Here is a 13,548-nt window from a genome sequence, read left to right as displayed (position 1 = left end):
TACAGGCGAGTATCGCAGCGGCGGCGTCCTCCACCAATGATTTGTTTTGGTCGGACAATCAGCGGCGGTGATGAGAGCAACGGCTTTCGCCAATTGCCGACGTGCCTAGCCGAACAACGGCACGACATTGTTCTCCCTGCCCAGCAGCGCGTCGATGGCGATCGGCTCTTCGTCGAAGATGGTGCCGGCCAGCGCCGGCCGGGCGAGCAGAAAGCCCTGGAGGAGGTCGACACCGCCATCGAGCGCGACGCGCAGATGGACCGGTTGCTCGATGCCTTCGACCAGCACCCTGGCGCCGCGATCGTGCAGGCTGGAGACCAGCGGGCGGAAGAAGCGTTCGGCGGCGGCGTGGCGGCAGAACTCCGCGAACCAGCCGCCGTCGATCTTGACGATGTCGGGCTGAAGCAGGCTCACCCGCTCCTCGGTCGAGTGGCCGGTGCCGAAATCGTCGATGGCGATGCGGATGCCGTCGCGCCGCATTTCGCGCACCAGCCGGGCCAGCAGTACGTCGTCCGCCGCCTGTTCAGTGATCTCGCAGACCAGCATGCCCGGGGCAAGGCCGAGCTCGCCGAGATGCCGGCTCATCAGCCGGATCTCCGCCAGCGCTCGCCCGGGATGGTCGTTGATCATCGGATTGTAGTTGAAGAACAGATCGAGCCCGTCGACGCCGATGTTGTGGAAATTCCTTAAATGCAGCACCCGGCACATGGTCTCGACATCAAGCCGGTCCGGCGCGGCGACGCTATCGAAGAATGCCCGCGGCGACCCTGCCCGCCCGACACGATGCGGCTCGATCAGCCCTTCGACCGCCACCGCGTGCAGCGAACGCCCGAGCGGCGCGAAGATCGGCTGGTAGGCGCTGCGCAAGCGGAAGTCGCCATGGATCCCGTATTCGATACCGATCTCGTCGGCGAAGATCGCGTTGCCGACATTGCGCCGCCGCTCGAGCCTCATGGCGCGCCCCGGCGCCCGAAGGCTCTTGCCGGCCGTGGCGTCTGCGGTGAGGCTGGCACCGGTGCGGCGGACGCTACGACGGTCTCTGGCGCGGTTTTGTCGAGAACGCGAAAACTCGTCGGTGCCAGCTCCGGCCGCGCCAGCACGAAGCCCTGGACCATCGAAGCCCCGGACTTCTCGGCCAGCTCCAGTTGCCACCCCTCCTCGATGCCCTCGAACACCGTGCGGATGCCTTGGTCCTCGAAGCTTTTCACCATGGTGGTCAACAGCGCGAAGCCGGCGCCGGACTCCATGAGCTGCGTGATCCAGGTGGCATCGAATTTGACGATGTCGGGCCTCAATTCCTTGACGCGGTTGATGTCGGAATCGTCGGCGCCATAGTCGTCGACGGCGATGCGAAAGCCATTGCCCCGCAGCGCCGCGACGAAGCTGTGCAAGGTCTCCTGCGACGCCGGCCGCTGCTCGGTGACCTCGCACACGACGCGGCCGGGATCGATGCCGGCCTCGTGCAGCACCAGCCGCATTTCGCGCAAGGCATTGTCGGCGATCGATCGCTCGGTGAACACAGAGGGGTCGAAATTCACGAAGATCGACGCCTCCTGCGGCAGGCAGGCGCCGGCATTGAGCAAGTGCAGCGTCCTGGTCAGCGCTTCCACATGCAGGCGGTCGGCGGCCGGACAGGTCGAGAAGAAGGTCATCGGCGATTGCGGCTCACCGTCGCGGAACGGGCGGATCAGCCCTTCAAACGCCGCAACCGCCAGCTTGCCGTCCTTGAAGGTGAAGATCGGCTGGAAGGCACTTTGCAGCGTGTAGATACCCCAGACACCGGACGAGGTGCCGTCATCATGACGGATGATGTGGGCAAGCCCGATGCTGCGCGACACGGTTCCTCGCTCCGCAACCTGGCGGAATTGGATTTACGATCCTGTCATGCAAGCCTCTACCGCGCGTTAATGAATTTAGTGTTGCCGATCACGCCGCATTGACCGTGCCGCCCCACCTGGCCCAGCCGAGAAAGCTTGCGCAAAGGGGAATGATGCGACATGAGAAGCGCCGCGGCCGCTCCTGGCCGCGCCGATCTTCTCAAGGAGAGATATCTGGTCATGGCCTTTCTTGCCGACACCCTTTCCCGCGTAAAGCCTTCCGCCACCATCGCGGTGACGCAGAAAGCGCGCGAGCTGAAAAATGCCGGCCGTGACATTATCGGCCTCGGCGCCGGCGAGCCGGATTTCGACACGCCCGACAACATCAAGAATGCGGCGATCGAGGCGATCCGCCGTGGCGAGACCAAGTATCCGCCGGTCTCGGGCATCGTGCCGCTGCGCGAGGCGATCGCAAAGAAGTTCAAGCGCGAGAACAATCTCGACTACAAGCCCGAGCAGACCATTGTCGGCACCGGCGGCAAGCAGATCCTGTTCAACGCGTTCATGGCGACGCTCAACCCCGGCGACGAGGTCATCATCCCCCGCCCCTACTGGGTCAGCTATCCCGAGATGGTGGCGATCTGCGGCGGCACGTCGGTCTATGCCGACACCTCGATCGACAATGGATTCAAATTGACGGCCGCGGTGCTGGAGAAGGCGATCACACCGAAGACCAAATGGCTCTTGATGAACTCGCCGTCCAACCCGTCGGGCGCGGCCTATACGGAAGCCGAACTGCGCGCGCTGGCCGATGTGCTGCTCAAGCATCCGCATGTCTGGACGCTGACCGACGACATGTACGAACACCTGACCTATGGCGACTTCGTCTTCAAGACCATCGCCGAGGTCGAGCCGAAGCTCTACGAGCGCACGCTGACCATGAACGGCGTCTCGAAGGCCTATGCCATGACCGGCTGGCGCATCGGCTATGCCGCCGGCCCGGTCCAGTTGATCAAGGCAATGGACATGATCCAGGGCCAGCAGACCTCGGGCGCCTGCACCATCGCGCAATGGGCTTCCGTCGAGGCGCTCAACGGCCCGCAGGACTTCATCGCCAAGAACAAGGCGATCTTCCAGGGGCGCCGCGACCTCGTGGTATCGATGCTCAACCAGGCGCGCGGCATTACCTGCCCGTCGCCGGAAGGCGCCTTCTACGTCTATCCGTCCTGCGCCCAGCTGATCGGCAAGAAGACCAAGGCCGGCAAGGTGATCGACACCGACGAAGCCTTCTGCTCGGAACTGCTCGAGGCCGAGGGTGTGGCCGTGGTGTTCGGCTCGGCTTTCGGCCTCGGCCCCAACTTCCGCATCTCCTACGCCACCTCGGATGCGTTGCTGGAGGAAGCCTGCACCCGCATCCAGCGTTTCACGGCATCGCTGACCTGATTGGTTCTGTTTGAAAAATAGAAAAGCCCGGCGTCAGCTCACGACGCCGGGTTTTTTGTTGGCTGCGAAGCAGTTCACGCCCGCTGCTTGGCCTCCTTGGCCGAACGCGCCTCGGCCGGCGCCAGCACCGTGATCAACAGCGCGGCGGTGAGGAACGCGCCAATCGCCGCAGTCAGCATCGCCGCATGGAAGCCGCCGGCATAGGCTGTCGCGAACAGCTCGTGCACGCCGCTCTCGCCGATCGCCGCGTCTGTCGCGAAATCATGCCGTGAGATGGCCGCACGAGCCACTGCTTCGGCATTGGCGATACCAGCGTCGTGGAGATAGCCTGTGAGCAGGCTGGTCGCACGCATGCTCATCAGGGCGCCGAGCAGCGCGATGCCGATGGCCAGCCCGCTCTGGCGGGTGGCATTGACGACCGCCGACACCATGCCGGATCGCTCGCGCGGCGCGTAGGACATGGCGGCCGCGCTGCCGGTCGGAATCGCCAGCGAGTTGCCGAGACCGTTGATGGCAAACAGAGCGCACAGCACCGTGTATGGCGTCGACGGTCCGGCCCAGCACATGCCGAGCAAGGAGAGGCCGATCAGCACATAGCCCGAAATCATCAAGACCGAATGCCCGTAGCGGGCGCTCAGCCGGCCGATCCATGGCGACACCACGATCTGGACGATGAAGGCCGGCGCCATGCGCAGGCCGGTCTGCGTCGGCGACCAGCCCTGCACCTGCTGCAGGAACATCGAGAAGAAGAAGACGCTGGTGTAGGAGGTGAAGCCAAGCGCGAACGAGGCGATATTGGCGACCGCAAAGCGCACGTCGCGGAACAGGCCGAGCGGCAGCATGGGTCGCGCCGTGCGCGCCTCGTAGCCAAGAAACACCGCCAGGCCAACCACACCGGCAATGATGGCCGTGATGGTCCCGGGATCGCTCCAGCCCGCTTCGCCGGCCGAGATCAGCCCGAAGGTCAGCGCGCCGAGCCACAGGACCGAGAGCGCCAGGCCGATCAGGTCGAGATGGGCATGTTCGGGATGCGCCGTCTCCTCGATCGAGGCGGCACCGAGCGCAATGGTGAAAAGGCCGAGCGGCAGGTTGATCAGGAAGATGCTCTGCCAGCCGACACTCTGGACAAGGATGCCGCCGAGCACCGGGCCGACGACCAGTGAAATGGCGGCGAACGAGGCCCAGCCGCCGATGACGCCGGCCCGCTCGCGCGAATCCGGAAAGGCCTGCGTCAGGATCGACAGCGCGCCTGGAATAAGCAGCGAGCCGGCTATGCCCTGCACCACCCGGCCGGCCAGCAGCGCCGGCAAATTGGGCGCGACGGCGCAGATCAGCGAACCGGCCACGAAGATGCCAACGCCGGCCAGCCACGAGCGCTTGCGGCCATAGCGGTCACCGATCAGGCCCGACGACAGCATGAAGGCCGACAGGCACAGCGTGTAGGCGTCTACCACCCATTGCAGGCCGCCGAAATCGGTGTGCAGCGCCTGCTGGATGGTCGGCAGCGCGACATTGACGATGCTGACGTCGAGCAGAGCGACGAACGAGCCGAGATAGACGGCGGCAACGAGCGGCAGGCGGTTCTTCGGCATGGTCTGTCCAGACAGTCAGATTTCGCAGCCATCTACGACGGCATCGAACTCGCCGAAACCCTCTCGGCGCTGTTCCTCAGGATGTTGCGGCCCGAATAGACCCGGCACTCAGCCGCCATATTGCTCGGCGGTCACTGCTTCCAGCCACTCGGCATGGACGCCATCGAGCGCCTCCTGCATGGCGATATGCGTCATTGCCGTCTTCGGCCCGGCACCATGCCAATGCTTCTCGCCCGGCGCGAACGAGATCACGTCGCCGGCCCTGATCACCTGGACCGGCCCGCCCCATGTCTGGGCGAGCCCGGCGCCCGAGGTGACATAGAGCGTCTGGCCGAGCGGATGCGTATGCCAATGGGTGCGCGCACCGGGCTCGAAGGATACCAGCACTGCCCTCAGCCGCGCCGGCGCCTCCGCCTCGATGATCGGCGTCTGCAGAACCCGGCCGGTGAAGTACTTCTCCGGTGCCATGATCGTCGGCACGCTGCCGCAAGCAATAATCTTCATCGTCTGACCCCAAAAGCGAAGCGACCAGCGGCAAGCGCCGCCTCTCATCGAGGCATTCTCGGCCGATATCATGTCGGGCGCAACCGGCGGTTTGCGGTCCGCAGCGCGAAGAAGCGGTTCTTTCTCCTTAACCATGAAGCTCTCGGCTTGGCGACGCGGCGCCAAACAACGGCGAACGCAATGTCTTCTTAACGGCTCGGCACTAGCCGTGAGCCGGTACTGCGGGGGCTGGCGGATGAGCATACTGGCGACGATCAAGGACCATAGCGGCCGGATCTATCGCGGCATCCAGGCCCTGCTTGTGCTCAGCATCGGCGCGTCCGCACTCGGTGCTTTCGACATCTCGCGGAACCTGTCCTCGGCCAGCGCTTTCACCGTCTCGAGTCTGGCGACCGGCCTCGCCTTGCTGGCGCTGATGTATATGCGCAGCAGCGTCGTCCATCGCTTGCGTTCGGCAGCGGCCGCCGAGGCCGAAAAACATCATGTCCTGACCAGGGACGCCATGACCGGGGCGATGACCAGGCGCTATTTCCTCGAAGCGTTGCGCGACAGCCTGGGCACCATGCGCGAACGGCGCGAGGCGACTTTGCTGTTGATCGACGTCGATCACTTCAAGCAGCTCAACGACACCTTCGGGCATCAGTTCGGCGACCTCGCTCTGGCGCACCTGGTCAAGACGTCGGAGCGCATCTTTGCCGGCGGCATGGTCGGACGGCTCGGCGGCGACGAATTCGGCGTCATCATTCCGCATGGCGACCTCGTCGCCATCAACAAGGATATCAGGCAATTGCTCGATGTGATGCGGGCCGGGAAGTCGTATGAAGGCAAGACCATTCCGCTCTCCGTCTCCGTCGGCGTGGCGCTGGCGCCGGTGCATGCTTCGAACACGACGGAGCTGATGCTGGTTGCCGACCTCGCGCTTTATGAAAGCAAGGCGGCGGGCCGTGGCCGCGTCACCGTGTTCGACGAGGAGATGCTGTCCGACAAGCGTTACCGCCGCCTGGTCGAGCGGGAATTGCGCGCGGCGGTCTATCTCGGCGAGCTCGAACTGCACTACCAGCCGATCGTCAATCCAGACGGGTCCACTTATGCCTTCGAAGGCCTGATCCGCTGGCGCCATCCGGTGCGCGGGTTGATCTCGCCGGCCGAGTTCATCCCCATCGCCGAACGCTCGACCCTGATCGACATGCTCGGCGAATGGGTGTTCAAGCGGGCTTGTGCCGATATCAGCCATTTCCCCGGGCGCCGCATCTCGATCAACGTCTCCGGCGAACAGCTGAAGCGCGACGAGATCGTCACCATGTGCGACCGTGTGCTGAAGGAAACCGGCCGTTCCGCGGCACAGTTCATCATCGAGATCACCGAGACGGTGGCGACCGCCGCCACGCCCGAAATCCTGCGCCGCCTCGAAGCCCTGCGCGGCCTCGGCTTCCACATCGCGCTCGACGATTTCGGCACCGGCCATTGCGGCTTCAACTATCTGAAGACCCTGCCCATCGACAGCATCAAGATCGACCGCTCCTATATCAGCAGCCTTGCCCACGACCAGGTGGCGCAGATTTTCGTTTCGGCGCTGGCACAGATCGCCCGCATCCAGGACGTCACCATCGTTGCCGAAGGCGTCGAGACCCAGGAAGAGTTCGCGCTGGCCCAGGCCGCCGGCTGCAACCGCTTCCAGGGCTATTTCCTCGGCAGGCCGGCACCGCGCGACCAGGTGGCCTCCTCGCGCGCCATCGATACTGAACCCATGGCGTTGAGCGCCTGAGGACGCTGAACGGTAGCGAATTTCTATTTTCCTTGCCCTGCCGGCAAACAAGTGGGACGATGCTTTTGGGCAGGTGGCCATCGAAAAGACCCCCGCCCGCGACGGTCGAACAGGCCGGCCGCCGCTCAGGACCGATTGACCACGCCTGAACCATGCATGTCAGTCGGTCCCTAGGGAAACGCCTGAGTGGAGGTCAGCCATGGGTACTCGCGCCGGAGGACGACGCACGGGACCGAAATGCATTGCCATAGTCGGTCCCTTTGCAAGCGGTAAGACGACACTTCTCGAAGCCATATTGGCCCGTACGGGCGCCATTCCCCGCCAGAACCCGGTTTCCTCGGGCAGCACAGTCTCAGATCATTCGCCGGAGGCGCGCGCCCACGCCATGAGCGTCGAGGCGACGATCGCCACCACCGAATTCATGGGTGAGCAGATCACCTTCGTCGATTGTCCCGGCTCGATCGAATTCTCCTTCGAGGCCGAGCCGGTGCTGGCCGCCTGCGACCTCGCGGTGGTCGTTGCCGAGGCCGATGAAAAGAAGATCCCTGCCCTGCAGCTCATCATGCGCAAGCTCGACGATCTCGGCGTGCCGCGCATCCTGTTCCTCAATAAGGTCGACAAGGCGATCGCGGGCGTGCGCGACACGCTGAAGATGCTGCAGCCGGCAAGCTCGGTGCCGCTCCTGCTGCGCCAGATTCCGCTGCGCAAGGACGGCGTCGTCATCGGCTCGATCGATCTGGCGCTGGAGCGCGCCTACATCTACCGCGAATATGCCGAGAGCGAGGTGGCTCAAATACCTGGCGACGACAAGGCTCGCGAACTGGAAGCACGATTTTCCATGCTGGAGACGCTGGCCGACCATGACGACCAGTTGATGGAACAACTGCTCGAGGAGATCGAGCCGCCGAAGGACGCGATCTTCGACGACCTCGCCGCCGATCTGCGCGATGGCGCCGTGACGCCGGTGCTGATCGGCACCGCCGAGAAAGGCAATGGCGTGCTGCGCCTGCTGAAGGCGATCCGCCACGACGCACCCGACATCGAGGCCACCCGCAAGCGGCTCGGCGCCCCGGATGGCAGTGCGACCGTGGTCCAGGTGATGAAGACCATCCACACGCCGCATGGCGGCAAGCTGTCGGTGTCGCGCATCCTGTCCGGCCAGGTCGCCGACGGCCTGGAACTGTGGCTGCCCGGCGGCGACACCGCCAAGGTTTCCGGCATCTACAAGATGCTCGGCAAGGACCAGTTCAAGCTCACCGCAGCCAAGGCCGGCGACACCGTTGCGCTGGGCAAGCTGGACGAGGTCAAGACCGGCCAGACGCTGACTTCGGCCAAGGGCGGCACCAAGCAGTTGTTCGCTTTCGAGCCGCCGCAACCGGTCTTCGCCTTCGCGCTCCGGCCGAAGGAACGCAAGGACGAGGTCAAGATGTCGGCGGCCATCCAGCGGCTGGCCGAGGAGGATCCCTCGCTCAGCCTGCGCCACAACCAGGACTCGGCCGAGACGGTGCTGTCGGGCCATGGCGAGATGCATCTGCGCGTCGTGCGCGAGCGGCTGGAGGGCAAGAACCAGATCCCGGTCGAAGGCCATGCACCGGCCGTGCCCTATCGCGAGACGATCCGCAAACCGGCGCAGCAGCGCGGCCGCCACAAGAAGCAGTCGGGCGGCCATGGCCAGTTCGGCGATGTGGTGATCGAGATCAAACCGCTGCCGCGCGGCTCCGGCTTCCAGTTCACCGACACCATCACCGGCGGCGTCGTGCCCAAGACCTACATCCAGTCGGTGGAGACCGGCATACGCGATTATCTGAAAACAGGCCCGCTCGGCTTCCCCGTCGTCGATGTCGCCGTCAACCTGTCGGACGGCTCCTACCATGCGGTCGATTCCTCCGACATGGCCTTCCAGATGGCGGCAAAGCTGGCGATGAAGGAAGGCATGGCCGCCTGCTCGCCGGTGCTGCTGGAGCCGGTGATGAAGGTGGTGATCGTCACGCCGTCGGACGCGACATCCAAGATCATCGCGCTCATCCCGCAGCGGCGCGGCCAAATCCTCGGCTATGATGCGCGGCCCGACTGGCCGGGCTGGGATGTCGTCGAGGCGACCATGCCGCAGGCCGAGATCGGCGACCTGATCATCGAGCTGCGCTCGGCGACAGCGGGCGTTGCCAGCTATCGCGCCGAATTCGACCATATGGCCGAACTCACCGGCCGCCTCGCCGACGAAGCGATGAACGCCAACGGCAAGGCTGCCTGATTTCGTTACCGTCAGCCGCTCTCTCCCCGTTTTGCGGGGAGAGATGTCCGGCAGGGCAGCGTCAACATCCCGCCCCAAAAACCAAAAACGACGCCCGGGATGCCGGACGCCGTTTTGTTTGCGGACCGATCTCTTGGGAGGGGAAACGGCAGGTCCGCCGCATATGCAGTCGCCGCGCTTTCGGCGAAAAAAGGTTCGGACGCGGTAGCCGCCTGAGCCCGGGCCGTACGAGTGATGCCCCCATCTCCCGTCCGAACCACACCGCGTCCTGGGCTCTACATAGCAGCGCAAGGCATCGTTGTCATGTTACCAGAGGTTACATGACACTGTTACGTGGCAATTCTCGCGAAATCCTCAGCCCTCCCGGTATGGTCCGGGCAACAAAAAAGCCGGATCAACGAAGATCCGGCTGAGTTTGATTGGAAGTGCCTGTTAAGGCTAACCTCCAGAGGGGAACACTCGAGGGCGCTAATGGGAGGAGAACGCGCCCAGGAGATGATCTATATATCTGCTCATCATGCCCAAGAAACAAGCATCTATTTTGCAACACACGCATGCAAAAAGACGCAGGCTGTGGTCTAACCCATACTGAAAGCCAATAGGACCAGCAGAATCGCAGAAATCGAGCCCGTGGCAGGGTGATTGTCGCTGCCACAACGTCAATCCCGGCCGATTTTGCTCCGAAATGCCGAGAAACATCGGATGACCTGGAATCGGGCAGTCGCCGTCCAATTCTAAGGCAACCACGCGAGGACCACCCAATGCGGACGTTTTCGGCGATTGCGGGCAGCGCTATTTTCCTGATCGCGGCACCCGGCGCGGTTGCCGGCCTGATTCCCTGGCTGCTCAGCGATCGCTGGGGCTTGCCGTGGTCCACCGTGCCGGGCTTTGTCCTTGCCGGCGGCGTCCTCATCGTCGCCGCGGCCGCCGTCCTGCTACACGCTTTCGCCCGCTTTGCGCTGGAGGGGTTGGGCACGCCCGCCCCCGTCGCGCCGACGGAGAAGCTCGTGATCGGCGGCATCTACCGGCATGTCCGCAACCCGATGTATGTCGCCGTGTTGTCGATCATCCTCGGCCAGGCCCTGCTGTTCTCGAGCTGGACGCTCGTCGCCTATGCCGTCATCGGCTGCCGTCATGGGCTCCTTCGTCAAGCTCTACGAGGAGCCGACGCTCGCCAGTCGCCACGGCGCCGAATACGAGACCTACCGCCGCAATGTCCCTGGCTGGCTGCCTCGGCTGAAGCCCTGGCGGCGGTGACGTGACCGCGGGAATGAAGGCCGCACCGGCGTCGGCTCAATAAGACCAGCTTCTGGCCTTGGCGATGACGAAGTCGCGAAACACGTGCAGCTTGGCCTGGTTCTTCATCGCGTCGGGATAGGCGAAATAGGTGTCGAAGGACGGCACCTCGGTTTCCGGCAAAAGCTGCACCAGGCCGGAGTCCTTCGAGATCACATAGTCGGGCAGCATGGCGATGCCGGCGCCGCCTTGCACGGCGCGCTTGATCGACAAGATGTCGTTGATCTGTAGCGACGGCACACGCTGGCCGCCCTCGAAATCGCCGACCGTCTCCAGCCAGTTCAACTCCGACAAATGCGACGGCACCGGCAAGCCGAAGGTGACGATGCGATGGTTTCTGAGTTCCGCCACCGAGGCCGGCTTGCCATGCTTGGCAACGTAGGAAGGGGCCGCGTAGAGGTGGAAATGCACGGTGAACAGGCGGCGCTGGATCAAGTCCGGCTGCTGCGGCTGGCGCAGCCGTATGGCGCAGTCGGCCTGGCGCATGGTGAGGTCGAGCTCCTCATTGGCGAGGATCAGCTGCAGGCTGATTTCGGGATAGAGCTCGATGAACTCCTGGACCCGTTCGGTCAGCCAGCCGGCGCCGAGGCCCACTGTCGTCGTCACGCGAAGCACGCCGGACGGCCGGTCCTTGGTCTCGGTCAGCCGCGACTTGATGGTCTCGAGCTTCATCAGCACGTCATGCGCCGTGCGGAACAGCATCTCGCCCTGTTCGGTCAGCACCAGGCCACGCGCATGGCGGTTGAACAGCGGCACGCCGACATCATGCTCGAGCGCGCTGACCTGCCGCGATATCGCCGATTGCGACAGATGCAATGTCTCGGCCGCATGCGTAAACGACCCTGCTTCCGCCGCAGCGTGAAACACGCGTAGCTTGTCCCAGTCCAACGCCATGATTCCCCTCGTTCTGTTTGGCGTCTGAATGAAAAATCAGGCTTTTACACGGCCTTTCTAAGCCGTTTTTTTAACAGTTTTGCAAGCGGCCTATTCCGCTGCTTCGCGATGCACCTCGATGCCGGCCAGATACTTTTCCGCTTCCAGCGCCGCCATGCAGCCTAGCCCCGCCGCCGTCACCGCCTGGCGGTAGACATCGTCGGTCACGTCGCCCGCGGCGAAAACGCCGGGCACGTCGGTGCGGGTCGAATCCGGCGCCGTCCACAGGTAGCCATTCGGCTTCTGCTTCAGCTTGCCGACGAACAGCTCGACCGCCGGCGCATGGCCGATCGCCACGAACACGCCGTCGACCTTGAGCTGGCTTTCGGCGCCGGTCACCGCGTGCTTGAGCTTCAACCCTTCGACCGAAGGCGGCAGCGGCGCCTTGCCGGGACGGCCCGTGATCTCGTCGACCACGGTGTCCCAGATGACGCGGACATTGTGCTTCTGCAGCAGCCGCTCGCGCAGGATGCGCTCGGCGCGGAAGTCCGAGCGCCTGTGGATGACCGTGACGCTCTTGGCGAGGTTCGACAGATAAAGCGCTTCCTCCACCGCCGAATTGCCGCCGCCGATCACCGCGACATCCTTGCCGCGATAGAAGAAGCCGTCGCAGGTGGCACAGGCGGAGACGCCGAAGCCCATGAAATCCTGCTCGGTCGGGATGCCCAGCCACTTGGCTTGCGCGCCGGTGGCGATGATCAGCGAGTCGGCGGTGTAGGTGGTGCCGGAATCGCCCTTGGCGCGGAACGGCCGTACGTTGAGGTCGACCTCGGTGATGATGTCGTTGATGATGTCGGTGCCGACATGCTCGGCCTGCTTGAGCATCTGCTCCATCAGCCACGGCCCCTGGATCGGATCGGCGAAGCCGGGATAGTTTTCGACATCGGTGGTGATCATCAACTGGCCGCCCTGCTGCAGGCCGGCGACCAGCATCGGCTTCAGCATGGCACGGGCGGCATAGACCGCCGCCGTATAGCCGGCGGGGCCGGAACCGATGATCAGGACGGGCGCGTGCTTGGTGGTCATCTAAAACCTCTGCGGGGCAGACAATGCCTTGAATAAGGACATGGGCCTTGGAAAAGACGTGGAATGTCGTCGGTAATGTAAGGGTTGCCAACCACGCCAGCAAGACGAACGGGCCGTCGTCCCCGGAAAGCTTCGGCCCAAGCGGTTATTCGCATGATCGTCGCTTTCGTTACCGTTCAAAAATCGCGTTGACGAGGGCTGGCGCCAACACAAAAGTCGTTTAATTACAAAATCGCGAAAGATTCTTGCGCCGAGCTGAGACCATGCCCCTGAAAGCCGACCTCGACGCCATCGACTGGAAGATCCTGCGCGAACTGCAGGCGGACGGGCGCATGACCAATGTCGAACTGTCGAGCCGCGTCGGCATTTCGGCCCCACCCTGCCTGCGCCGGGTCAAGCGGCTGGAGGAAGCCGGCATCATCCGCGGCTACCGCGCTCTGCTGAATGCCCCGGCGCTTGGCCTCGACGTGGTCGCCTTCTGCCTGGTCGGCCTGCATCATCAGGCCGACGCCGAACTGCGCACCTTCGCCGAACGCACGCGCGGTTGGCCGATCGTGCGCGATGCCTGGATGGTCTCGGGTGAATCCGATTTCCTGCTGCATTGCGTGGCAAGCGACCTCGGCGCCTTCCAGACCTTCGTCATCGAGGAACTGACCTCGACACCGAATGTCGATACGGTGCGCACCGCGCTCACCATCCGCCGGGTCAAGGATGAAGGCTTGGTCTCCTTCGAGCGCCCCTAAGGCCGGATGAACGCCTGTATGCCCGCGAATTCCTGCCCCTTCGCCACACCGCCGCCGCGTTGGTATTCGACAGACGCTGATGTAGAAGGCTGGACGGCTATGCCGGACGTCGCCGCCTGCTTGGTTTCTAAAGCGATTCCTGAAACACTGTGTACCGGTTTCCGCCTGGAATTGCGTA

At 64.0% G+C, this 13,548-nt stretch carries 10 protein-coding genes and 1 pseudogene; 5 read left to right on the top strand and 6 right to left on the bottom strand.

What is annotated here, in order from left to right; translation table 11 throughout:
* Positions 1 to 105: 105 nt before the first annotated feature.
* Complete coding sequence (locus EB233_RS11995; protein ID WP_064989788.1) at positions 106 to 954, bottom strand: EAL domain-containing protein; 849 nt, start codon at positions 952 to 954, stop codon at positions 106 to 108.
* Complete coding sequence (locus EB233_RS11990) at positions 951 to 1,838, bottom strand: EAL domain-containing protein (protein ID WP_064989787.1); 888 nt, start codon at positions 1,836 to 1,838, stop codon at positions 951 to 953. Before EB233_RS11990 ends, EB233_RS11995 begins: the two co-directional genes overlap by 4 nt.
* A gap of 219 nt (positions 1,839 to 2,057) precedes the next feature.
* On the opposite strand from EB233_RS11990, the gene EB233_RS11985 reads away from it, so the two are divergent.
* The gene (locus EB233_RS11985) at positions 2,058 to 3,260 is read left to right on the top strand and encodes a pyridoxal phosphate-dependent aminotransferase (protein WP_064989842.1); all 1,203 of its coding nucleotides are present in this window, start codon (positions 2,058 to 2,060) and stop codon (positions 3,258 to 3,260) included.
* Positions 3,261 to 3,334: 74 nt separating this feature from the next.
* Here EB233_RS11985 and EB233_RS11980 read toward each other — a convergent pair whose 3' ends face one another.
* Both EB233_RS11980 and EB233_RS11975 read right to left on the bottom strand, forming a co-directional pair.
* Positions 3,335 to 4,852, bottom strand: coding sequence for an MFS transporter (locus EB233_RS11980; RefSeq protein WP_064989786.1), 1,518 nt, complete (start codon positions 4,850 to 4,852; stop codon positions 3,335 to 3,337).
* A 108-nt stretch (positions 4,853 to 4,960) separates the two neighbouring features.
* A complete protein-coding gene (locus tag EB233_RS11975; protein ID WP_027054750.1) occupies positions 4,961 to 5,356 on the bottom strand; it encodes a (R)-mandelonitrile lyase in 396 nt (131 codons plus the stop codon).
* 235 nt (positions 5,357 to 5,591) lie between these two features.
* On the opposite strand from EB233_RS11975, the gene EB233_RS11970 reads away from it, so the two are divergent.
* From EB233_RS11970 to EB233_RS11960, 3 genes and pseudogenes are all read left to right on the top strand, one after another.
* Complete coding sequence (locus EB233_RS11970; protein WP_064989785.1) at positions 5,592 to 7,121, top strand: putative bifunctional diguanylate cyclase/phosphodiesterase; 1,530 nt, start codon at positions 5,592 to 5,594, stop codon at positions 7,119 to 7,121.
* Positions 7,122 to 7,320: 199 nt separating this feature from the next.
* Positions 7,321 to 9,372, top strand: coding sequence for an elongation factor G (locus EB233_RS11965; protein ID WP_027054748.1), 2,052 nt, complete (start codon positions 7,321 to 7,323; stop codon positions 9,370 to 9,372).
* 761 nt (positions 9,373 to 10,133) lie between these two features.
* Positions 10,134 to 10,629, top strand: a pseudogene (locus EB233_RS11960) (methyltransferase family protein).
* A gap of 36 nt (positions 10,630 to 10,665) precedes the next feature.
* On the opposite strand, the gene EB233_RS11955 reads toward EB233_RS11960, so the two are convergent.
* A complete protein-coding gene (locus EB233_RS11955) occupies positions 10,666 to 11,562 on the bottom strand; it encodes a LysR family transcriptional regulator (RefSeq protein WP_027055125.1) in 897 nt (298 codons plus the stop codon).
* A 90-nt stretch (positions 11,563 to 11,652) separates the two neighbouring features.
* On the bottom strand, positions 11,653 to 12,627 hold the full coding sequence (trxB, locus tag EB233_RS11950; RefSeq protein ID WP_064989784.1) for a thioredoxin-disulfide reductase: 975 nt from the start codon (positions 12,625 to 12,627) through the stop codon (positions 11,653 to 11,655).
* A gap of 263 nt (positions 12,628 to 12,890) precedes the next feature.
* Here trxB and EB233_RS11945 point away from each other — a divergent pair, with 263 nt between their 5' ends.
* Positions 12,891 to 13,370 (top strand): Lrp/AsnC family transcriptional regulator, encoded by a 480-nt coding sequence (locus EB233_RS11945; RefSeq protein WP_027055123.1) that lies wholly within the window; start codon positions 12,891 to 12,893, stop codon positions 13,368 to 13,370.
* Positions 13,371 to 13,548: the final 178 nt, after the last annotated feature.

It is taken from the genome of Mesorhizobium erdmanii (assembly GCF_013170725.1).
In the GTDB taxonomy this organism is placed as follows: domain Bacteria; phylum Pseudomonadota; class Alphaproteobacteria; order Rhizobiales; family Rhizobiaceae; genus Mesorhizobium; species Mesorhizobium erdmanii.
The sequence above is the reverse complement of the archived record's forward strand: the minus strand, read 5'-3'. Positions and strand labels throughout refer to the sequence as shown.

Excerpts from the sequence above, each read along its gene's own strand:
- EB233_RS11985 (WP_064989842.1), top strand. The coding sequence starts at position 2,058 with ATGGCCTTTCTTGCCGACACCCTTTCCCGCGTAAAGCCTTCCGCCACC.
- EB233_RS11965 (WP_027054748.1), top strand. The coding sequence starts at position 7,321 with ATGGGTACTCGCGCCGGAGGACGACGCACGGGACCGAAATGCATTGCC.
- EB233_RS11980 (WP_064989786.1), bottom strand. The coding sequence starts at position 4,852 with ATGCCGAAGAACCGCCTGCCGCTCGTTGCCGCCGTCTATCTCGGCTCG.
- EB233_RS11995 (WP_064989788.1), bottom strand. The coding sequence starts at position 954 with ATGAGGCTCGAGCGGCGGCGCAATGTCGGCAACGCGATCTTCGCCGAC.
- EB233_RS11975 (WP_027054750.1), bottom strand. The coding sequence starts at position 5,356 with ATGAAGATTATTGCTTGCGGCAGCGTGCCGACGATCATGGCACCGGAG.
- EB233_RS11970 (WP_064989785.1), top strand. The coding sequence starts at position 5,592 with ATGAGCATACTGGCGACGATCAAGGACCATAGCGGCCGGATCTATCGC.
- EB233_RS11945 (WP_027055123.1), top strand. The coding sequence starts at position 12,891 with ATGCCCCTGAAAGCCGACCTCGACGCCATCGACTGGAAGATCCTGCGC.
- EB233_RS11955 (WP_027055125.1), bottom strand. The coding sequence starts at position 11,562 with ATGGCGTTGGACTGGGACAAGCTACGCGTGTTTCACGCTGCGGCGGAA.
- trxB (WP_064989784.1), bottom strand. The coding sequence starts at position 12,627 with ATGACCACCAAGCACGCGCCCGTCCTGATCATCGGTTCCGGCCCCGCC.